A 19,504-nucleotide genomic window follows, 5' to 3' on the forward strand; every position below is an offset into this window, starting at 1 on the left:
CGATGGCGACCGTCGATCTGAAGGATGTGAAGAAGGTCTATCCCAGCGGCGTCGAGGCGGTGAGGGGTGTCTCCATCGCCATTCCCGACAAGGAGCTTTGCGTGCTGGTTGGGCCGTCCGGCTGCGGCAAGTCCACGCTGCTGCGGATGATCGCCGGGCTTGAGACCATTTCTTCCGGCACCGTCGCCATCGACGGCAAGATCGTCAACACGATCGGTCCGACCGAGCGCGACATCGCCATGGTGTTCCAGAACTATGCGCTCTATCCACATATGAAGGTCTACGACAACATGGCCTACGGGTTGCGCAACCGGGGTACTCCCAAGGACGAGATCGACAGCAGGGTTCGCTCGACCGCCAAGGTGCTGGAGCTCACGGCGCTGCTCGACCGGCGCCCGCGCGAGCTTTCCGGCGGCCAGCGCCAGCGCGTGGCCATGGGTCGCGCAATCGTGCGCAATCCAAAAGTCTTCCTGTTCGACGAACCGCTTTCCAACCTCGACGCCAAACTGCGCGGCCAGATGCGGGTCGAAATCAAGAATTTGCAGCGCTCGCTCGGTGTCACCTCGGTCTACGTCACCCACGACCAGCTTGAGGCGATGACGCTGGCCGATATTCTCGTCGTCATGAATGGCGGGTTGGTCGAGCAGACGGGCGCGCCGCTCGACATCTACGAGAAGCCGGCATCGACCTTCGTCGCCTCCTTCATCGGAGCGCCGCCGATGAACCTTCTGCCTCTTTCGCAAGGACCGGCTGGTCCGGCGCTGACCGACGGCAAGACGGTTGACTTCGCGCCTACGAACGCCGCCACGCTTGGCTTCCGCCCTGAGGATGCCGACGTCACCTTCAGTGCCGAGGCATCATCCGGCGCGCTTATTCTGCCTGCGGCGGTCGAGGCGGTCGAACCTGTGGGAGCCGAAAGCTTTCTTCACTGTGCCGCCGGCGGCAACCGCATCGTCGTGCGTGTGGCCGGCCGCGCCACGGCCAAACCCGGCGATCAACTGCGCGTCGTGGCCAAGGCCGAGAAGCTGCATTGGTTCGACAATGCTGGGAAACGAGTCGATTGACGCAGCCGCTCGCGCCAATCCGACGCATCGGCAGTTCAGGCGAAGACATGCGCCTTGCCGGAAACGGTCAGACGCACGATCTCGCCGACGGCAGGTGCGTCGATTCCCGGCTTGCGTAAGGTCAGCGGTGTGCTGCCGATCGCCGCGGCGTCCGGCGGATCGGGGTTGTTCAACAGCCGCACGGCAATGGTGCACATCGAGCCTGCGAATTCCGAGTCCGTCACCTCGGCGAATATCGTGCCCGCAGGACCCGACATGCCTTCGCGCGACGTGCGCTTTACCTGCACCTGCTCCGGTCGCAGCATGATGCGGGCGATGTCGCGCCGCTCCTTCGAGTCGACGGCTATGCGACCAAGCGAGGAGGTGGCGAAGCCGCCTGAAATCTTTGCCGGCAAGATGATGGCGTCGCCAAGAAACTCGGCAACCATGCGGTCTTTCGGCTGCAGATAGAGTTCTCGCGGTGTGCCGATCTGAGAGAACTTTCCGTCGCGCATGACCGCCACCTGGCTGGCGAAGGACAGCGCCTCGGCCTGGTCGTGGGTGACCAGGATGGTGGTGATGCCGGCGGCTTCGAGTAGTTCGGCGACCGCCTTGCGCATCGAGGCGCGCAGACCGGTGTCGAGCGCCGAGAACGGTTCGTCGAGAAGCATCAGCCTGGGCTTCATCGCCATGGCGCGGGCCAGCGCCACGCGCTGCTGCTGGCCGCCGGAGAGCTGGTGCGGGCGGCGCTTGAGGATCGCCTTGTCCAGCCCGACGGTATAGGCGAGCTCGGCGATGCGCTCGGCGCGCTGGTCCTCGCCGCGGGCCATGCCAAAGCCGATATTGTCGCCGATGCTGAGATGCGGGAACAGGGCGCCGTCCTGCGCCACCAGGCCGATGCCGCGGCGGTGCGCCGGCACCGCATGGCCGCCATTGGCCAGCACCTCGCCGTCGAGCACGACGCGGCCCTGGTCGGGCGCCTCGAAGCCGGCGATCAGCCGCAGCAACGTCGTCTTGCCGCAGCCGGACGGGCCGACGATCGCGGTGCGACTGCCGCTTGCGGCGCTGAGCTCGATGCCGGCAAGGGCTGCGACCGGGCCGTAGTGCTTGGTGAGGCCACTGATTTCGAGAAAGCTCATCGCCCGGCCATCCGTTTCGACTGGACATAGAGCAGCCAGGTCAGCGGCAGCGACATCGCCACCATGATGAAGGCGTAAGGGGCGGCGGAGGCATAGTCGATCTCGCCGCTATAGGACCAGAACGCCATGGCCAGCGTGCGCGTGCCGTTGGGCGCCAGCATCTGGGTGGCGGTCAGCTCGTTCATGATGCCGAGCGCGACCAGCGCCATGCCGGCCGCAGCCCCCGGCGCCGACAGGCGAATCGTTGTCGACCAAAGCGCCTTCAGCGGCGGCCGGCCAAGGCTGGCGGCGGCGCGTTCGAGCTCGACCGGCGCCTGTGCGATCGAGGCTCTGAGGCTGATCAAGGCGCGCGGCAGGAACATCAGGGCATAGGCGACCAGGATTGTGAACAGCGTCTGGTAGAGCGGCATGGCGATGCGCACGGTAATGGTGACCAAGGCCAGCGCGATGACCACGCCGGGCAGCGAACCGACAATGTAGTTGCAGCCTTCGAGCAGCCGCTGCAGCGGTCCCGGCGCGCGGATCGAGATCCAGGCCATCGGCATGGCGGCGATGGTCGCAAGCAAGGCGCCGGCCAGCGCCAGGAACAGCGTCTGGCCAAGCGCCAGGCCGATCTCGTCCAAACGCCAGACATCGGCGCCTCCGGCGACCAGCCAGCGGCCGATGGTGACGAAGGGCACGCCGATGGCGAGCAGCGTGGTGACGGCAGGCAGAGCCAGGCAAGCCAGCGTGGCGCGCCCGAGCCTCGAGCGCTGCCGGTGGCGCGCCGCGCCTGAGCCGACGCGGGCATAGCGCTCTTCGCCGCGCACCAGCACCTCCAGAGCGAGCAGCACGAAGCAGCATGTCACCAGGACGCCGGCCAGCATGTTGGCGGCGGGGCCGTTGAAGGTCGACTGGAACTGGTCGACGATCGCGGTGGTGAAAGTGTCGAAGCGGATGAAGACATAGAGGCCATATTCGGCAAGCAGATGAAGTCCAACCAGCAGCGCACCGCCGCAAATGGCGAGCCTGAGCTGCGGCAGCACGACGCGCCAAAACACGCGCCATGGTCCGAGGCCAAGCGCTGCGGCCGCATCTTCCAGGGCGGGATCCAGCCGGCGCAATGCGGCCGCTAGTGGCAAATAGAGGAATGGGAAATAGGCAAGGACCGACACCAGCACGCCGGCCCACAGACCATGCAGTCCCGGCACCAGGGTAATCCAGGCATAGGAGTGCACGAAGGCGGGGATGGCAAGCGGCGCTACCGACAGCCAGGCCCAGAGGCGGGCGCCTGGCAGGTCGCTGCGCTCGGTCAGCCATGCCAGCGTCACCGACAGCACGGTGGCGATCGGCACGGTGAGCGCCACCAGAAGCACGGTGTTGACCAGGAGTTCGCCGACGCGCGGCCGGAAGACCAGGGCCGAAGCAGTGTCCCAGCCGATCTGCACACCGATCCAGATGATGAACGCGAGCGGCAGCAGCGACAGCAGCGAGACGATTATGGCGGCAAGCGCGATCCAGGACATGGGCTGCCGGCGGGACCGCCTGACTGTCTGGCCTGAACGTGCGAGATCGACCGCAGATTGCATCAGCTCGACCGCGCCACTGCCGCCGGGGCGGGGGCGCCGCAGGCGCGGCCGGAAACGCAATGTGTCGTCATGGACAATGCCATCTCGAAAACAGAGCGCTCCTGCGGAAAGTCCGGCAGGAGCGCAATCGTTGCCCTTTTAGGACGAACGCGGACTAAAGCAAGCCGGCTGCCGTCATCAGGTCCGTCACCTTCTTGGAGTTCAGTGTCGCCGGATCGACCTTCGGTGCCTGCAGATCGGCCAGCGGCACCAGCCTGGGATTGGACTGCGCGTCCTTGCCGATAGCGTATTCGAAGGACGTGCCGGTCTTCAGCACGTCCTGGCCGCCTTTGCCGGTCACCCATTTGAGGAACGCCTGGGCTTCCTTCGGGTGTTTGCTCGAGGCGAGCACGCCGCCGCCGGAGATCGAGACGAAAGCGCCGGGATCCTGGTTCTTGAAATAATGCAGTTCGACGTTCTTGCTGTTTTCGCCGGTCTTTGCCTGATCGCCGAAATAGTAATAGTGGTAGATGATTCCGGCTTCGGTCTCGCCGGCATTGACCGCCTTCATCACCGTGCCGTTGCCCTTGTAGGCGGTGAAATTCTCCTTCATGGCCTTCAGCCAGTCGGCGGTTGCGGCTTCGCCCTTGAGCTCGAGCAGCGCGCTGACGATGGCCTGAAAATCGGCGCCGGAAGGCGAGGCTGCCCAGCGGCCTTTCCAGGCGGGATCGGCGAGATCGAGCATCGATTTGGGCAGCTTTTCGGCCGTGAGCTTGGTCTTGTTGTAGGCAAAGACGGTGCTGCGCGCCGCGACACCCACCCATTTGCCGCTGCTCGGCTGGAATTCGGCCGGGACTTGCGCCAGCGTGTCGGCGTCGACCGGCGCGAAAAGGCCCGCCGCTTCGACCAGAGTCATGGCCGGCGAGTTCTCGGTCAGGAACACGTCGGCCGGCGAAGAAGCGCCCTCGGCGACGATCTGGTTGGAGAAATCGCTGTCGCCGCCATTGCGCAGCGTGACCTTGATGCCGGTTTCCTTGGTGAAACCTTCGACCCATTCCTTGGCCAGGCTCTCATGCTGGGCGTTGTAGACGATGATGCCGGCATCCGCGGCCATCGCCGGCCCGGCGATCATGCTCACGGCCAGCGCTGTGGCCCCCGCTAGGGTGGAGAGCGTGTATCTCATGGCGTCATCCTCAATCTCGGTGGTTCTGGTTTCGCAGGCTGCACCTATCGATACCTGACAGCAGTAGTCAACATTGCTCGGCTGCTTCAATCGGTCGCCGCTCCCGCAAACTTTCGTGATTTTGCGGCACTTTGGCTTGGACATCATTTCGCCGGACACGTAACAAATCGGTGCCGAGGCGCGAAGATCAGGGAGTGAACTCTTGTGAGCGGCAAGGATGAGGCCGAGCTTTCCCGGCTGATGCGGGCCGCGATCGCGGGAGATGAAAGGGCCTACGCCGACTTTTTGCACCGGATCGCCGCGCTGGTTCGCGGCTTTGCGAGGCGCAAGATCGTACAGGGCGGGGTCGATCCCGAGGATGTTGTGCAGGAAACCTTGCTGGCCATTCATGTGAAACGGCATACCTGGCGCCAGGACGCGCCGGTGTTGCCATGGATCTATGCGATAGCCCGCTTCAAGCTGATCGATGCTTTCCGGCGGCGCGGACGGCGCATCGAAATCGAGATCGACGAGATCGCCGAGACCTTTGCCGAGCCGGAAACCGAGACCGTCAGCGAACGCGACATCAACCGGGCGCTGGACGGACTGCCGGCTGCGCAGCGTTCCGTCGTTTCTTCGATCTCGGTCGACGGCCGCTCCATCGGCGAGACGGCGGCCAGGCTCGGCGTCAGCGAGACGGCGGTGCGGGTGTCGCTGCATCGCGGGCTTGCCGCGATCGCCAAGCGATTTGGGCAGGGGCGCTTCGGGCGGCAGTGACATGAGGACGGAGGATCTCATCAAGGCACTCGACGCCGACACAAGCAGCAAGGCGATGCCGCTGCGCTCGGCCTGGTTGATGGCGGCGGCAGCCGCGGCGGTGATCGCGGCTCTGGTCTTCTTTCTCACCATCGGCCCGCGTCCCGACATCATGACCGCCATGCACACGATGCGGTTCCTGGCGAAGTTCGTGTTCACCATCGTGCTCGCCGTCACCGCCTTTGGCCTGGTCCGGGCGTTGTCGACGCCGGGCGCTTCGACGGCAAGAGCCGCGGCCTGGATGCTGGCGGCGCCGCTGCTGGTGGCCGTGGCGGTGGCTCTCGAACTGTTCATGGTGCCGGAGCCGATGTGGAGCACGCGCATGGTCGGCTCCAACATGATGATCTGCATGGGCTTCATCCCGCTGATCGGAATCGGCCCGCTTGCCGTCTTCCTGTGGATGCTGCGCTATGGAGCGCCGACGCGGCCGGTGTTGGCCGGGGCGGTCGCGGGACTGCTCGCCGGCGGCCTGGCGGCGACCTTCTACGCCGCGCACTGCTTCGACGATTCGCCGCTTTTCGTCGCCACCTGGTATACGCTCGCCATCGCCGTCCTCGCCGGTCTGGGCGCGCTCGGGGGACGGTTCTTCGTGCGCTGGTGACCGGGCCGTTCAAGATCGCCCAATAATCACCGATCCTTAATCATGCCGGCAATTGTTTGCGGTTCACCGTGTTGCCGGTGGCTCCGGCGCAACCTTTCCTTAAAATCGATCATCCAGTGTTTTTTGCAGAAATGTGTTGCGCATGGGGTGGCATGCACAGTGATGCGGCGAGAGCGAAAAAGCCTGCGGGCTGACAGTCACGTGGCTTTGGTGCTTGCGGCCGGAGGGCTTTGCGCTGCCGTGGTCGCGCTCCTGCTGTCGCGGCTCGATATCAGCGCCGAAGTGCTGAAGCTATGCCTGCAGATATCGGTGCCGGTCGCCGCCGTGGCGCTGATTCTCGCCGCCCTGTTCATTTACCGGATACTGGACGATCGCCGGCAGATCGCCGAAAGCGAGCAGCGTTTCCGCCGCGCCATGGAGGATTCGGCGATCGGCATCGCCATTGTCGGCCTCGACGGCCGCATCCACGAAACCAACCCGGCCTTCGCCGCCATGCTCGGCTACAGCAAGCAGGAGATCGAGGCGCTGACCTTCTTTCAGATAACCCATCCCGACGATGTGCAGATCGGCCGTGAGACGATGGACGGCATGCGGGCGGGCACCGTCAACGCTTTCCACTTCGAAAAGCGCTACCTCAGGAAGGACGGCACGCCGGTATGGGCCTATCTTGCGGGCTCCGTCATTCGCGACGAGAAGAGCGGCCGCCCGCTCTACCTGGTCTCGCAGATCGAGGATATCGACGCGCGCAAGCAATCCGAGGCGCGCATAGCCGAGGCCGAAACGCGCTGGAATTTTGCCCTGGCCAGCGCCGGACAAGGCGTCTGGGATCTTGATATGCGGAAGGGCGGCACCACCTACTCCGCCACCTGGGTGAAGATGCTGGGCTATGCCGATGGCGAACTGGACGGCGACCCCGACCGCTGGCTGGCGATGATCCACCCCGACGATCGCGAAAACGTCGCCGAAGCCGATCGTGCCCATCTGGAGGGCAGGACACCGTTCTTCGAAGCCGAGTTCCGGATGCGCCACAAGGATGGCCACTGGGTCTGGATCCTCGACCGCGGCAAGACGCTCGAACGCGACAAGGACGGACGGCTGGTCAGGGCCATCGGCAGCCTGACCGACATCACCCAGCGCAAGCAAACCGAGGAAAGCCTCATCGTATCGGCGGCAATGCTGGCCGACGAGAAGGAGCGGCTGAGGGTGAGGCTGCAGTCGATCGGCGACGCCGTCATCTGCACCGATGCCGCCAACCGCATCACCTTCATGAACCCGGTCGCCGAAAAGCTCACCGGCGTTGTTGGCGCGGAGGCGCTCGGCAAGACGCTTGGCCATGTCTACTGGGCGGTGGACGAAGAAACCGGGCAAAGGATCGGCATGACGCGGCCGGCGCTCGGCAGCGCCAGCCCTGTCGACCAGAACAGTCGCGCCGTCCTCATCCGTCGCGACGACACACGCTGCAGCATCCGCCAGGTGGTGTCGCCGATCATGAACGACCGCCAGGAGTTCTGCGGTCTTGTCATTGTCTTCCAGGACTTCACCGATGCGCGCGCCTTGCAGCGCCAGCTCGCCTATGCCGCCGCGCATGATGCGCTGACTGGCCTTGCCAACCGTTCGAGCTTTATCCGCACCATGGAGGAACTGGTCGACCGGAGCCGCAAGGCCGGCACAGCCAGGCCGGCGGGCGAACATCATTTCATGTTCATCGATCTAGACCATTTCAAGCTGGTCAACGACACTGGCGGGCACGCCGCCGGCGACGCCTTGCTGAAGCGGGTTGCCGAGGCCATTCGCGGTGCGCTTGGGCCGGAGGATATCGTGGCCCGCCTCGGCGGCGACGAATTCGCGGTCATCCTGAAAGCCGGGCCGAGCGCCGGCGCCAGGATTGCCGCACGCTCGGTCATCGACGCCATCCGCGGCCTGCAGTTCAGCTGGGGCGGCCGGCCGCATGCGATCGATGCCAGCATCGGGCTGGCGCCAATCCACAGCAACAGCGGTGAAGTCGACGAGATCATCGCCCGGGCCGATGCTGCCTGCTATGCGGCCAAGGCCGCCGGCCGCGGCTGTGTTTCCGTGGCGCCTGACGATACCGGGTCAAGAGGCCAAGCAGAGCCGCCGCTTGCAGCGGCGTCCTGAGGGAGCACGGAACTTTCGTTCTGGTGGTTAGCGCGTCGGAACCGGATGCTCGCCGCGATAGTCGTAGAAGCCGCGCCCGGTCTTGCGGCCGAGCCAGCCGGCCTCGACATATTTCACCAGCAGCGGGCAGGGGCGATATTTCGAATCCGACAGGCCGTCATGCAGCACCTGCATAATCGACAGGCAGGTGTCGAGGCCGATGAAATCGGCGAGCTGCAGCGGTCCCATCGGATGGTTGGCGCCGAGCCGCATGGCGGTGTCGATGGCATCGACCGAGCCTACCCCCTCATAGAGCGTGTAGATCGCCTCGTTGATCATCGGCAACAGAATGCGGTTGACGATGAAGGCCGGAAAATCTTCAGAGACGGTGATCGTCTTGTCGAGCTGTTTCACATAGGCCTTGGCCGCCTCGAAGGTCTGATCCTCGGTAGCGATGCCGCGCACCAGTTCGACCAGCTTCATTAGCGGCACGGGGTTCATGAAATGTATGCCGATAAAACGCTCGGGACGGTCGGTCTGCGCCGCAAGCCGGGTGATCGAAATCGACGAGGTGTTGGTCGCCAGAATGGCTTCCGGGTTGAGCTGCGGACAGAGCTGCGCGTAAATCTTGCGCTTGACCGTCTCGTCCTCGGTCGCCGCCTCGATAACCAGATCGGCACCGGCGAGATCAGCCATGGTGGGAGCTGCGGAAATGCGCGCCATCGCTTCGTTACGCAGCTTTTCCTCAAGCTTGCCGGAGCCGACCTGGCGGGCCATGTTGCCGCTGACCGTGGCAATGCCCTTCTCGATACGGTCGGGCGAGACGTCGTAGATCAGCACCTTGAAACCCGAAAGTGCTGATACATGCGCGATGCCGCCGCCCATCTGGCCGGCGCCGATGATGCCGATCGTCTCGATCTTGGCCATTTGCAGCGATCCCGTCGAAAAGGCCTTTGCGGCCTGCTTTTTGTGCAGTGCAAACTAAAAGGGTGGGGCAGCTTCGTCTACCCCACCCTTTCACAATTTAATACGCTTTGGCAGAAAGCGTCAAAGCGCCTTTTGCAGTTCCGGCAGGATGACGAACAGGTCGCCGACCAGGCCATAATCGGCAACCTGGAAGATCGGCGCCTCTTCGTCCTTGTTGATGGCGACGATGACCTTCGAATCCTTCATGCCGGCAAGGTGCTGGATGGCGCCGGAAATGCCGACGGCAATATAGAGGTCAGGCGCCACGACCTTGCCGGTCTGGCCGACCTGCCAGTCATTCGGGGCGTAGCCGGCGTCGACGGCAGCGCGCGAGGCGCCGACGGCTGCACCGAGCTTGTCGGCGACCGGCAGGATGACTTCCTGGAACTTTTCCGAGGAACCGAGCGCGCGGCCGCCCGAAATGATGATCTTGGCCGAGGTCAGCTCCGGACGGTCGGTTTCCGAGAGTTTGTTCTCGACGAAAGTGGAGAGGCCGGGATTGGCCGCGGCCTTGACCGTCTCGACAGCTGCCGAGCCGCCCTCCGGGGCAGCCTGGAAGGAGGCGGTGCGCACAGTGATGACCTTCTTGGCGTCGCTCGACTGCACCGTCTGGATGGCGTTGCCGGCATAGATCGGCCGTTTGAACGTGTCTGGTGAAACCACTTCGATGATCTCGGAGACTTGCGCGACATCGAGCAGGGCCGCCACGCGCGGCGCGACATTCTTGCCCGACGAGGTCGCCGGCGCGATTATGGTGTCGTAGGCGCCGGCCAGCGAGACAACGAGTGCGGCGAGCGGTTCGGCGAGGCGCTCGGCCAGTTCGTCGGCCTCGGCCAGCAGCACCTTGCTCACGCCCTCGAGCTTGGCAGCGGCGTCGGCCGCGCCCTTGGCGCCTTTGCCGGCGACCAGCACATGCACGTCCGAACCGATCTGCAGCGCCGCCGAGAGCGCCTTCGCGGTCTGGTCGGAAAGGCTGGCGTTGTCGTGTTCTGCGATGAGGAGAATGGTCATTTTATCTGTTCCTTCCAGTCTCAGAGCACGCCGGCTTCGTTCTTGAGCTTGTCGACCAGTTCGGCGACACTGTTGACCTTCACGCCTGCCTTGCGGCCGCTGGGCTCCTCGGTCTTGAGCACCTTCAGGCGCGGCCTGACGTCGGCGCCGTAATCGGCCGGGCTCTTTTCGTCGAGCGGCTTCTTCTTGGCCTTCATGATGTTGGGCAGCGAGGCATAGCGCGGCTGGTTGAGGCGAAGATCGGCGGTGATGATCGCCGGCATCTTCAGTTCCACCGTCTGCAGGCCGCCGTCGACTTCGCGCGTCACCTTGGCCTTGTCGCCGTCGAGCACGACCTTGGAGGCGAAAGTGCCCTGTGCCCAGCCGAGCAGGGCGGCCAGCATCTGGCCGGTCTGGTTCGAGTCATCATCGATCGCCTGCTTGCCGAGGATCACGAGACCGGGCTGTTCGGCGTCAACGACGCCCTTCAGCACCTTGGCGACGCCGAGCGGCTCGGTCTGCTCGTCGGTCTTGACCAGGATGGCGCGGTCGGCGCCCATGGCGAGCGCGGTGCGGAGCGTTTCCTGCGCCTGCTGCGGGCCGACCGAAACGACGATGATCTCTTCGGCCTTGCCGGCTTCCTTCAGCCGGAGCGCCTCTTCCACCGCGATCTCGTCGAACGGGTTCATCGCCATCTTGACGTTGGCGAGTTCCACCGCCGAACCATCGGCCTTGACGCGAACCTTGACGTTCGCATCCACAACCCGCTTCACGGGCACAAGGATCTTCATTGTCTGTCACCTCTCCTGAGATATCCGGGCGCGCTATAGCAGCGTGCGCCTCCGCAGAGTTGTCGAAAGCCGACATTCCTGACTGAATTCCGGCCAAACGGAATCCTGGCCGGACGAATTCTGGTCTTCTGCCGCCTAGCGGTGGCGCTCTCCGTAGTTGTGGCGACGCAACACGTCAATATGCCACGGCAGCGGCCAAACCACCCAAATCGGTTCACTTGTGACCGGAAGCGCCACCCCGGCCCCAACGCGTCTCAGGTTGCACGGGAGCGGGACCGGCTGGCGCCGGCCCAGTAGAAGCGGCTGGCTGATCGGCGGGTTCCGGCTCGCCGTCGTCACCGGCGAGCAGCGGCACGCCGCGGCTGCGCATGATGAGCACCAGCACGCCACCGGCAATGATGCCGCCAATATGGCAGGCCCAGGATATCTGGTTTTCGCCGCCGGCGGCAAACATCACCACCTGGAAGCCGATCCACAGGATCAGCGGGATGAAGGCCGGGATACGCAGCGGAATGCGGGCAAAGACCAGCACCCACACTTTCACCCGGGGGTAGAGGACCAGATAGGCGGCGACGACGCCGGCAATGGCGCCGGAGGCGCCGATCAGCGGCACCTCCGAACTCCAGGCGACGAGCCCTTGGAAGAAGGCGCCGGCGATGGCGCAAAGCAGGTAGAAGATAAGGTAGCGGATGTGGCCGAGTGCGTCCTCGACATTATCGCCGAACACCCACAGGAACAGCATGTTGCCGCCGAGATGAAAGATATCGGCATGCAGGAAGGCATAGGTGAGGTAACTCAGGCTCTCCGGAATGACGACGAATTGGGGCGAGAGTTCTGCCGTGTCGTGGACAACCGAAGGGATGAAGCCGAGGCCGAGCACGGCGGCGTTGTTGAAATTTTCGCCGCCGATCGTGGTGATGAGAAAGACCAACACGTTGGCCGCGATCAGGCCGATCGTCACATATTGCAGCCGGATGTGGCGCAACCTGTTGGAGTCGTAAAGCGGGATGAACATGCCCCAAGCCCTTTCCCGCCTTCGAAAATTCAGCGGTTCTTGCCGGGCACCCATAACACGTCGGCATTTCCGTTGTCATTGACCGCACGAGCGGCGACGAACAGAAAGTCCGAGACGCGGTTTATGTATTTCAGCCCCTCGCGATTGACATGTTCGGCCGGGTCCTGCGCCAGTGCCACCATGATCCGCTCGGCCCGTCGCGCCACGGTGCGGGCAAGATGAAGTGCTGCCGCCGCCGGCGTGCCGCCATTGAGCACGAAGGATTTGAGCGGCTGCAGATCCTTGTTGAGAAGGTCGATATCCTTTTCGACGCGCTCGGTCTGCGAGGCGATGATGCGCAGCGGCTCGTAGCCGAGCGGCTTGCCGTCGTCGGGCACGGCGAGATCGGCGCCGAGGTCGAACAAATCGTTCTGGATGCGGGACAGCATGGCGTCGATGGCGGGATAACTTGCCGCTGTGTGCAGGCGGGCGATGCCGATGCAGGCATTGGCTTCATCGACGGTGCCGTAGGCATCGACGCGCAGGTCGGATTTCAGCCTGCGTTCACCGGTGCCGAGGCCAGTGGTGCCGTCATCGCCGGTGCGGGTGTAGATCTTGTTGAGCTTGACCACGTCGCCTCCCGAACGGCCGTCACTTGCGGGTGAAATACACCACCAGCAGGATTAGTGCCAACGCCAGCGCCTGCAGCAGCACGCGTGCCTGCATCAGCTTGTTCGAGCTCACACCGGAGCCGCCGCGCATCATGTTGATGAGGCCGCGGACAAGCACGATCACCACGGCGACCATGACGAGGACGAGGAGGACTTTGATGACGGTTGCCATGATCTGTTCCCAGTTCTGTTGCGATCAGGCGCGTCCGGCCAGAACGCGGTAGAGCATCGATGCCGGCAGGATGCGCTTGAGCATCACGCCAATCCTGGCCGGCACTGTTACCACATAGTGCGGGCGCGGGCGCCGCGACAGAAGTGCATGGCGCAAGGCCGCATAGACCACCTCCGGCCCCTTTTTCAGCCGTGATGAGCTGCCGCCGGCCCGAAGCCGCGCCAGCTGCGCGGCATAGGCGACGTGGTGGACGGAATTCTCGTGGTCGATGTTTTTCAGGAACCAGAACAGCCCGTTGCTGGCGATTTTCGAGGTCACCGGCCCCGGTTCGATCAGCGAGACATGGATGCCGCTGCCCCTGAGTTCCTGCTGCATGCACAGCATCAGGCCTTCGAGCGCGTGCTTGGAGGCTGAGTAGGCGCCGCGAAAAGGCACCCGGCGCTAGCCCAAGGATCGAGGAACAATGAACGAGGCGGCCATGTCCCTGGCGACGCATTACCGGTACGATGCGTCGGGTGAGGTCGTGCCAGCCGAAGAAATTGGCCTCGAACTGCTCGCGCAATGCCGCAACCGGCAGGTCTTCCACGGCGCCGGGCTGTGCATGGGCGCCGTTGTTGAACAGGGCGTCGAGGCGTCCGCCTGTCCGCTCCAGCACCGATGCCGCAAGTGCTGCGATGGAATCCGGCTCACGGTAGTCGAGATAAAAGGCCTCGATGCCGTCGGCTTCAAGTGCGGCTATGTCATCCGGCTTGCGCGCCGTTGCAAACACGCGCCAGCCATCCGCCTTCAGCGCACGGGCGCAGTGGGCGCCTATCCCGGACGAGGCGCCGGTGACGATGATGGTGCGCAACTCTTTGGCAGGCGGCATCGTGGTTTGAGCAAGGGTTGCCATTTGCCACAATCCCTTCCCATATTCGCGGCGTCGAGACAATCGAAGGGAACGCGGCTCTTGATGCGGAATATCGTCGTGCTGCGCCGCGTGCTCTATGACGCGCTTGGCCATTTCAACACCGATGACGGCTGGGCCATGGCCAGCCATCTGGCGATCACTTCGCTCATGGCGCTGTTCCCGTTCCTGATCTTCGCCACCACGCTGGCGAGCTTCCTCGGTGCGCAGGCGTTCGCCGATACTGCCGTGCACCTGGTCTTCGACACCTGGCCCGAACAGATCGCCAAGCCTATCGCGCGCGAGGTGCTCAACGTGCTGACCGTGCGGCGCACCGATCTTTTGACCTACGGCGTGCTTCTGGCGGCCTATTTCGCCTCCAACGGCATCGAGGCGCTGCGCACCTCGCTCAACCGCGCCTACCGCGTCGCCGAAACGCGCGGCATCATCTACCGCCGGGTGCAGAGCATTTTCTTCGTGCTGATCGCGACGGCCGGTTTCCTGGCGATCAGCGTGCTCCTGGTCTTTGCGCCTTTGCTGGCGCGGCTGGCGGAAGCTCATTTCGAGTGGATCAAACCCTATACGGGCACGATCACGCTGTGGCGCTACGTCATCGCCTCAACCGTCATCATTGGTGGCTTGTTTGCCGTCCACTACTGGCTGCCGGCGGGCAAGCGCCGCTTTGTCTCGCTGGTGCCTGGCATCATCTTCACTCTGGCTGCGTGGCTTGTCGGCTCGACGATGTTCGCGACCTACCTCGACCATTTCTCGTCCTATGTGACGACCTATGCCGGCCTCGCCTCGATCATGATCGCCGTGGTTTTCCTCTATATGCTGTCGGCGATCTTCATCCTCGGCGGCGAACTCAATGCGGCGATCAGCCGCTTTCTCGAAGCGCGCGCACGGGTCGGCAGCTAGGTTTTGGCTGGCCGAGCCGTGGCCAGCCCGACGCCGAGCGTCGCGATTGCCATGCCGACGATCTGCACGAGGCTGAGCTGTTCGCCGAACAGCGCCCAGGCGATGACAGCGGTGACGGCCGGCACCAGGTAGAACAGCGACGCGACCTTCGACATCTCGCCGTCGCGGATCATCACCATCAGCAGGAAGATGGCGCCGATCGACAGCACCAGGACCAGCCAGGCCATGGCGAAGATCAGTTCGCCGTTGATGATCACCGTGTGGGTCTCCAGTGCCAGCGAAGCCAGGATCATCAGCGAGCCGCCGCCGATATATTGCCACATCGTCGCCGCCACCAGGTCGCCACCCGAGGCATAGCGCTTCTGCCAGATGGTCCCGGCGCTCATGCCCAGCACCGAGACCAGCGACGCCGTCAGGGTTTCGGGCGTAACGCCGCCGCCGAGAGCGCCGAGCTTCGGCCACAGCACGATGATCACTCCCACAAGGCCGACGGCAAGGCCGGCCCAGTGGCGCGGCAGGATGTCCTCGCCGAGGAACCGGCCGGCAAGCACGGCGGTGATCAGCGGTTGCAGGCCGACGATCAGCGCCGAAAGCCCGGCGGGCATGCCCCTGTGGATCGCCCAGAACACGGCGCCGAGATAGATGCCATGCATGAGGATGCCGGCGACCGTGGCGTGAAGCGCTTCTGCCCTTGTGGCTCGCTTCGAGCCAAGCACGAGCATCAGCCCGGCAAGCAGCAAGGCGGCGATGACAAAGCGGGCCGCCAGAAAGGTGAAGGGCTCCGCCCAGGGCATGGCGTAGCGCGCGCCGATGAAACCTGTCGCCCACAGGACGACAAACGAGGCGGGGATGAACCGCTTGAGACTGTGCATTTTCGGGGAAGCCGTTTCCGGTGGAGAGGTCCGATTCGGTGAAGAGACAAATACGGCAATTGCTCTAATGCGGTTCAATCCGGCAAGCAAAGCGAAACAATTGGTACATAAGCTCATCCTGATGTAGGAGGTGGCCGAATTCAAAGGGCGGCGTCAGGGCAATCGACTTCTGTCGATGGATCCGGCGACATGGCGTTTTGGCTTCGACAGGGAGCGCGCATGCTGTTGCATCTCGACACAAGCTGGCTTTTGATGACGGTGGCCAGTGTGGCCGTGTTCGGCTTCTTCTTCGGTTCAGCGCTCGACGCCATCATGCAGGAGGACGGTTTTGGGTCGACCGGCAACACATTGCTGTTCACGCTCGGCTTTTTCGCCGCGGTCATGGCCGCGAACGAACATGGCATCGTCCTGAGAGATCTGAAGCTCGCGGTTGCCTGGGGACTGGGCGGCGCCTTCGCGTTTATAGGCGCGTTGGCGCTGCTCAAGGCGGGGCTGGCCCGGCTTTAGTCAGAGCCCGACCAGCCGCCTGACATCGTCCGGCAACATGCCTGCCGGCCTCAGCGCGGCAAGGCCGGTATCAGCAAAACTCTTCGACAGTTTGCGCCCATCCGGTCCGAGTATGAGACGGTGGTGGAAATACTGCGGCTGGCCGAGGCCGAGCAGTTCCTGCAGCAGGCGCTGGATGCCGGTCGCGGAATAAAGGTCGCGGCCACGCACGACATGGCTGACGCCTTGCAGAGCGTCGTCAACGACCACGGCCAGGTGATAGCTGGTCGGGATGTCGCGGCGCGCCAGAATGACGTCGCCCCAGTCCTGCGGACGCGCCTCGACTCGCTGCGTCGCCGAAAGCGTCTCGTTGGTGAATTCGCGCCAGGACAAATCCGTGCCGACGCGCGCCAGCGCTGCATCAATGTCGAGGCGCCAGGCGAAGGGCGCATTTTCGGCGATGCGGCGGTTGCGTTCGCTGACCGGCAGCGCCTTGTCGGCGGCGGGATAAAGCGGCACGCCGTCCGGGTCGCGCGGCCAGCCGCGGCCGCGCTTTTCGCTGTCGGCGATGAAGGCCCTGATCTCGCCACGGCTCATAAAGGCAGGGTAGACGAGTTCTTCGCGGACCAGCCGGTCGAGCACGGCCTGATAGTCGGAGAAATGCTCGGCCTGGCGCCGCACCGGCTGTTCCCATTCGAGACCTAACCATTCGAGGTCGCGAAAGATGCCGGCCTCGAATTCAGGCGTGCAGCGGATCGTGTCGATGTCCTCGATGCGCAGCAGCAGGCGGCCGCCGGCCGCACGCGCCAGTTGCTGGTTGAGCAGTGCCGAATAGGCATGGCCGAGATGCAGTTCGCCATTCGGGCTCGGCGCGAAGCGGAATGTCAGGAGCGTCATCTCACAAGCGGCAATCGGGTTGTGCAGCGGTTTTGCCAATTGCTACCGTGAGGTCGGTTCAGGAACAAGAAAACATGCAACGCATCGCGACACTGGACGATATTGCGCGCGGGCTGGATGCGCTTTGCGCAATCGATCCGCGCCTGGAAAAGGTGCGCGGCATGGCCGGAGAGGTGCCGCTGCGGCTGTCGGAGCCCGGCTTTCGAAGCCTGGCCTCCATTATCGTTTCGCAACAAGTATCCCGTGCGAGCGCCGATGCCATTTTCGGCCGGCTGGTGAAACTGGTCGATCCGCTAACGCCGCAGGCGATCCTTGCCGCCGGCGAGGACATGTTTCGTGAGGCTGGGCTGTCGCGGCCGAAGCAGCGCGGTCTGATCGCGGTTGCGCAGGCCGTGGTTGAGGGGCTCGACCTGCATCACCTCTGTTCGCTCGACGCCGAAGAGGCGATCGCGGCTATGATCGCGGTGCCGGGCATCGGCCCGTGGACGGCGGAAGTCTATCTCCTGTTTGCCGCCGGCCACCCCGATATTTTCCCCGCGCGCGACGTCGCGCTGCAGAGCGCGGTTGGCCACGCGCTCGGCATAGAGCCGCGTCCGCCGGAGAAAACGCTGATCGCCCTGGCCGAATCATGGAGCCCGTGGCGAGGCGTCGCATCGCGGCTTTTCTGGTCCTATTATCGCGAAACCAGGGGCCGGGACGCAGCACCTCCGGCCTGAAACCGTAAAAAAGCATGAAAATCCTGCATTTTTGCCGCTTTTGGCTGATGACAATCCGCTTCACATCCCTGTCATGTCGGGCTTACAGTATCCGCGCCGATCGGTTCTAGAACGAGGAGGTCAACAAGGTGACGGTTGCCGTATCTCCGGATGGGCTTCCTGCGCTGGTGCTGAATGCGGATTACCGTCCGCTCAGCTATTACCCCTTGTCGCTCTGGTCCTGGCAGGACGCCATCAAGGCGGTGTTCCTCGACCGGGTCAACATCGTCGCCGAATACGAGCATGCGGTGTCTTCGCCGACCTTTTCGATGAAGCTGCCCAGCGTCGTCAGCCTGAAGGCCTATGTGAAGCCGTCGAGGCACCCGGCATTCACCCGCTTCAACGTGTTCCTGCGCGACCGCTTCCAGTGCCAGTATTGCGGCACGCCCGAGGATCTGACCTTCGACCACGTCATCCCGCGCCATCGCGGCGGGGCCACGACGTGGGAGAATGTCGTGGCCGCCTGTTCACCCTGCAATCTGAGGAAGGGCGGCATGATGCCGGCGCACGCCAAGATGTGGCCGCTGCAGAAGCCATACCAGCCGACCGTGCACGACCTGCACAACAATGGCCGGCTGTTCCCGCCCAACCATCTGCATGAAAGCTGGATGGATTATCTCTACTGGGATGTGGAGTTGGAGCCGTAGGGATTGGCGCGATCGGCCTTGCCAGGGCAATCGCCGATGTCAGGTGCTGCCCCTCATCCGGCTGCCGCCACCTTCTCCCCCTATAGTGACGGGGAAAAGGGAATTGGCTGCAACCTCGGCGCTCGTTCTGCAACGTTGAAAATTGGCGAAAGCATGGATGAAAGTGTCTTTCTCCCAGTCGCTATACGGGGAGAAATGCCCGGCAGGGCAATGAGGGGCGGCGCAACCGTTCAAGCCCAGCCGCAGAATGGGCGGTGCGAGTTCTGTTTCTCGCGTCGCTAGATCAGTCGCGCGCCAGCGCGCCGCGGAAGGCGACGGCGGCGAGGATGAAGCTGGCTATGGCGTTCCAGCCGGCCAGCGACAGGCCGAGGATACGAAGGGCTGCCTTGTCGCAGGATGGCGGCACGAATTTGTCGAGCGCGTCGAGCACGCCCTTGCCGCCGGTGTCGACCGGGCCGGCGCCGGCCGTGCAATCGGCCGGGCCCTGCCACCAGGCCCATTCGACGCCCGAATGATAGACGCCGAGATAGAGCCCGTAGAGCATCAGCAGGCCGCCGACGGCAAGCAGGCCGCGCGTCAGCCATGCGGGTGCGCTGAAAATCGAGGCGATCACCGCCAGCAGCATCAGCGGGGCGCCGATATAATAGGGCGTGCGCTGCTCCAGGCACAGATGGCAGGGGATGTAGCCGCCTATGTGCTGGAAGGCGAGCGCGGAGCCGACCGTGGCGGCCATGGCGACGGCGAGAAACAAAGCGGTGCGCGTCCGCTGGCGTCCGGTATCGGCTGTCATCGTGGCTGTCATGTTTCGTCCGTTGAATTCGCCGTCCGCCGGCATAGTCCTGACCCACCGCCCGCCTTGGGCGGTCAGAAGGCGTATTTGACGACGATATAGAGCAAAATCAGGGCGGCGGGGCCGGCGCCGCCCCAACAAACCAAAACCGTGTCGCTTTAATACCTTATGTATTACGCCAAGCGGGGCCGCAGCCCCGGAACAAACCAGAAACACAGTGTCGTTTAAAAATATGAGGCAGGCCAC

General features: G+C 64.0%; 20 protein-coding genes and 1 pseudogene. 8 read left to right on the plus strand and 13 right to left on the minus strand.

What is annotated here, in order from left to right:
* Window positions 1-2: 2 nt before the first annotated feature.
* A complete protein-coding gene (locus tag NKI88_RS28060) occupies window positions 3-1,064 on the plus strand; it encodes a sn-glycerol-3-phosphate import ATP-binding protein UgpC (RefSeq protein ID WP_352658691.1) in 1,062 nt (353 codons plus the stop codon).
* 35 nt (window positions 1,065-1,099) lie between these two features.
* Here the strand turns inward: NKI88_RS28060 and NKI88_RS28065 are convergent, their stop codons facing one another.
* The 3 genes from NKI88_RS28065 to NKI88_RS28075 form a co-directional block, all read right to left on the minus strand.
* Complete coding sequence (locus tag NKI88_RS28065; RefSeq protein WP_023686694.1) at window positions 1,100-2,182, minus strand: ABC transporter ATP-binding protein; 1,083 nt, start codon at window positions 2,180-2,182, stop codon at window positions 1,100-1,102.
* Window positions 2,179-3,750, minus strand: a complete 1,572-nt coding sequence (locus tag NKI88_RS28070; RefSeq protein WP_352658693.1) for an ABC transporter permease — start codon at window positions 3,748-3,750, stop codon at window positions 2,179-2,181. The genes NKI88_RS28065 and NKI88_RS28070 overlap by 4 nt, the downstream gene beginning before the upstream one ends.
* Before the next feature lie 154 nt (window positions 3,751-3,904).
* A complete protein-coding gene (locus NKI88_RS28075) occupies window positions 3,905-4,912 on the minus strand; it encodes an iron ABC transporter substrate-binding protein (RefSeq protein ID WP_352658695.1) in 1,008 nt (335 codons plus the stop codon).
* A 204-nt stretch (window positions 4,913-5,116) separates the two neighbouring features.
* Here NKI88_RS28075 and NKI88_RS28080 point away from each other — a divergent pair, with 204 nt between their 5' ends.
* The 3 genes from NKI88_RS28080 (at window position 5,117) to NKI88_RS28090 (ending at window position 8,444) form a co-directional block, all read left to right on the plus strand.
* Window positions 5,117-5,668 (plus strand): sigma-70 family RNA polymerase sigma factor, encoded by a 552-nt coding sequence (locus tag NKI88_RS28080; RefSeq protein ID WP_023671665.1) that lies wholly within the window; start codon window positions 5,117-5,119, stop codon window positions 5,666-5,668.
* Between the two features lies 1 nt (window position 5,669).
* Entirely contained in the window at window positions 5,670-6,308 is a 639-nt protein-coding gene (locus NKI88_RS28085) for an NrsF family protein (protein ID WP_023671666.1), read from the plus strand.
* A gap of 201 nt (window positions 6,309-6,509) precedes the next feature.
* On the plus strand, window positions 6,510-8,444 hold the full coding sequence (locus NKI88_RS28090) for a PAS domain S-box protein (protein ID WP_352658697.1): 1,935 nt from the start codon (window positions 6,510-6,512) through the stop codon (window positions 8,442-8,444).
* 27 nt (window positions 8,445-8,471) lie between these two features.
* Here NKI88_RS28090 and NKI88_RS28095 read toward each other — a convergent pair whose 3' ends face one another.
* The 7 genes and pseudogenes from NKI88_RS28095 to NKI88_RS28125 all read right to left on the minus strand — a co-directional run bounded on the left by NKI88_RS28095 (window position 8,472) and on the right by NKI88_RS28125 (window position 13,899).
* Entirely contained in the window at window positions 8,472-9,350 is an 879-nt protein-coding gene (locus NKI88_RS28095) for a 3-hydroxybutyryl-CoA dehydrogenase (RefSeq protein WP_023671668.1), read from the minus strand.
* A 120-nt stretch (window positions 9,351-9,470) separates the two neighbouring features.
* Complete coding sequence (locus NKI88_RS28100; RefSeq protein ID WP_023685323.1) at window positions 9,471-10,400, minus strand: electron transfer flavoprotein subunit alpha/FixB family protein; 930 nt, start codon at window positions 10,398-10,400, stop codon at window positions 9,471-9,473.
* Between the two features lie 20 nt (window positions 10,401-10,420).
* Window positions 10,421-11,170: an electron transfer flavoprotein subunit beta/FixA family protein gene (locus tag NKI88_RS28105; RefSeq protein ID WP_023694013.1), complete on the minus strand. Its 750-nt coding sequence runs from the start codon at window positions 11,168-11,170 to the stop codon at window positions 10,421-10,423.
* A 214-nt stretch (window positions 11,171-11,384) separates the two neighbouring features.
* On the minus strand, window positions 11,385-12,185 hold the full coding sequence (locus NKI88_RS28110) for a rhomboid family intramembrane serine protease (RefSeq protein WP_027050721.1): 801 nt from the start codon (window positions 12,183-12,185) through the stop codon (window positions 11,385-11,387).
* Between the two features lie 29 nt (window positions 12,186-12,214).
* Entirely contained in the window at window positions 12,215-12,796 is a 582-nt protein-coding gene (locus tag NKI88_RS28115; protein ID WP_027050720.1) for a cob(I)yrinic acid a,c-diamide adenosyltransferase, read from the minus strand.
* Between the two features lie 19 nt (window positions 12,797-12,815).
* Window positions 12,816-13,007, minus strand: coding sequence for a twin transmembrane helix small protein (locus tag NKI88_RS28120; protein ID WP_023671673.1), 192 nt, complete (start codon window positions 13,005-13,007; stop codon window positions 12,816-12,818).
* A gap of 24 nt (window positions 13,008-13,031) precedes the next feature.
* Window positions 13,032-13,899, minus strand: a pseudogene (locus NKI88_RS28125) (SDR family oxidoreductase).
* Window positions 13,900-13,959: 60 nt separating this feature from the next.
* Between NKI88_RS28125 and NKI88_RS28130 the strand changes: the two are divergent.
* On the plus strand, window positions 13,960-14,811 hold the full coding sequence (locus NKI88_RS28130; RefSeq protein WP_023671675.1) for a YihY/virulence factor BrkB family protein: 852 nt from the start codon (window positions 13,960-13,962) through the stop codon (window positions 14,809-14,811).
* Here NKI88_RS28130 and NKI88_RS28135 read toward each other — a convergent pair.
* The gene (locus tag NKI88_RS28135; RefSeq protein ID WP_031195766.1) at window positions 14,808-15,683 is read right to left on the minus strand and encodes a DMT family transporter; all 876 of its coding nucleotides are present in this window, start codon (window positions 15,681-15,683) and stop codon (window positions 14,808-14,810) included. The genes NKI88_RS28130 and NKI88_RS28135 overlap by 4 nt on opposite strands.
* A 219-nt stretch (window positions 15,684-15,902) precedes the next feature.
* Between NKI88_RS28135 and NKI88_RS28140 the strand changes: the two genes are divergently transcribed.
* The gene (locus tag NKI88_RS28140; RefSeq protein ID WP_023671677.1) at window positions 15,903-16,190 is read left to right on the plus strand and encodes a hypothetical protein; all 288 of its coding nucleotides are present in this window, start codon (window positions 15,903-15,905) and stop codon (window positions 16,188-16,190) included.
* Here NKI88_RS28140 and gluQRS read toward each other — a convergent pair whose 3' ends face one another.
* Window positions 16,191-17,066, minus strand: a complete 876-nt coding sequence (gene gluQRS, locus NKI88_RS28145; RefSeq protein WP_023686689.1) for a tRNA glutamyl-Q(34) synthetase GluQRS — start codon at window positions 17,064-17,066, stop codon at window positions 16,191-16,193.
* A 74-nt stretch (window positions 17,067-17,140) separates the two neighbouring features.
* Here gluQRS and NKI88_RS28150 point away from each other — a divergent pair, with 74 nt between their 5' ends.
* Window positions 17,141-17,782 (plus strand): DNA-3-methyladenine glycosylase family protein, encoded by a 642-nt coding sequence (locus NKI88_RS28150; protein ID WP_023685318.1) that lies wholly within the window; start codon window positions 17,141-17,143, stop codon window positions 17,780-17,782.
* A gap of 128 nt (window positions 17,783-17,910) precedes the next feature.
* Window positions 17,911-18,468 carry an HNH endonuclease gene (locus tag NKI88_RS28155; RefSeq protein WP_008874122.1) on the plus strand — a complete coding sequence of 186 codons (558 nt, stop codon included), beginning with the start codon at window positions 17,911-17,913 and terminating at the stop codon, window positions 18,466-18,468.
* A 283-nt stretch (window positions 18,469-18,751) separates the two neighbouring features.
* Here the strand turns inward: NKI88_RS28155 and NKI88_RS28160 are convergent, their stop codons facing one another.
* Window positions 18,752-19,270, minus strand: coding sequence for a disulfide bond formation protein B (locus NKI88_RS28160; protein ID WP_352658701.1), 519 nt, complete (start codon window positions 19,268-19,270; stop codon window positions 18,752-18,754).
* Window positions 19,271-19,504: the final 234 nt, after the last annotated feature.

It is taken from the genome of Mesorhizobium sp. M0317, assembly GCF_040321555.1.
Lineage (GTDB): Bacteria > Pseudomonadota > Alphaproteobacteria > Rhizobiales > Rhizobiaceae > Mesorhizobium.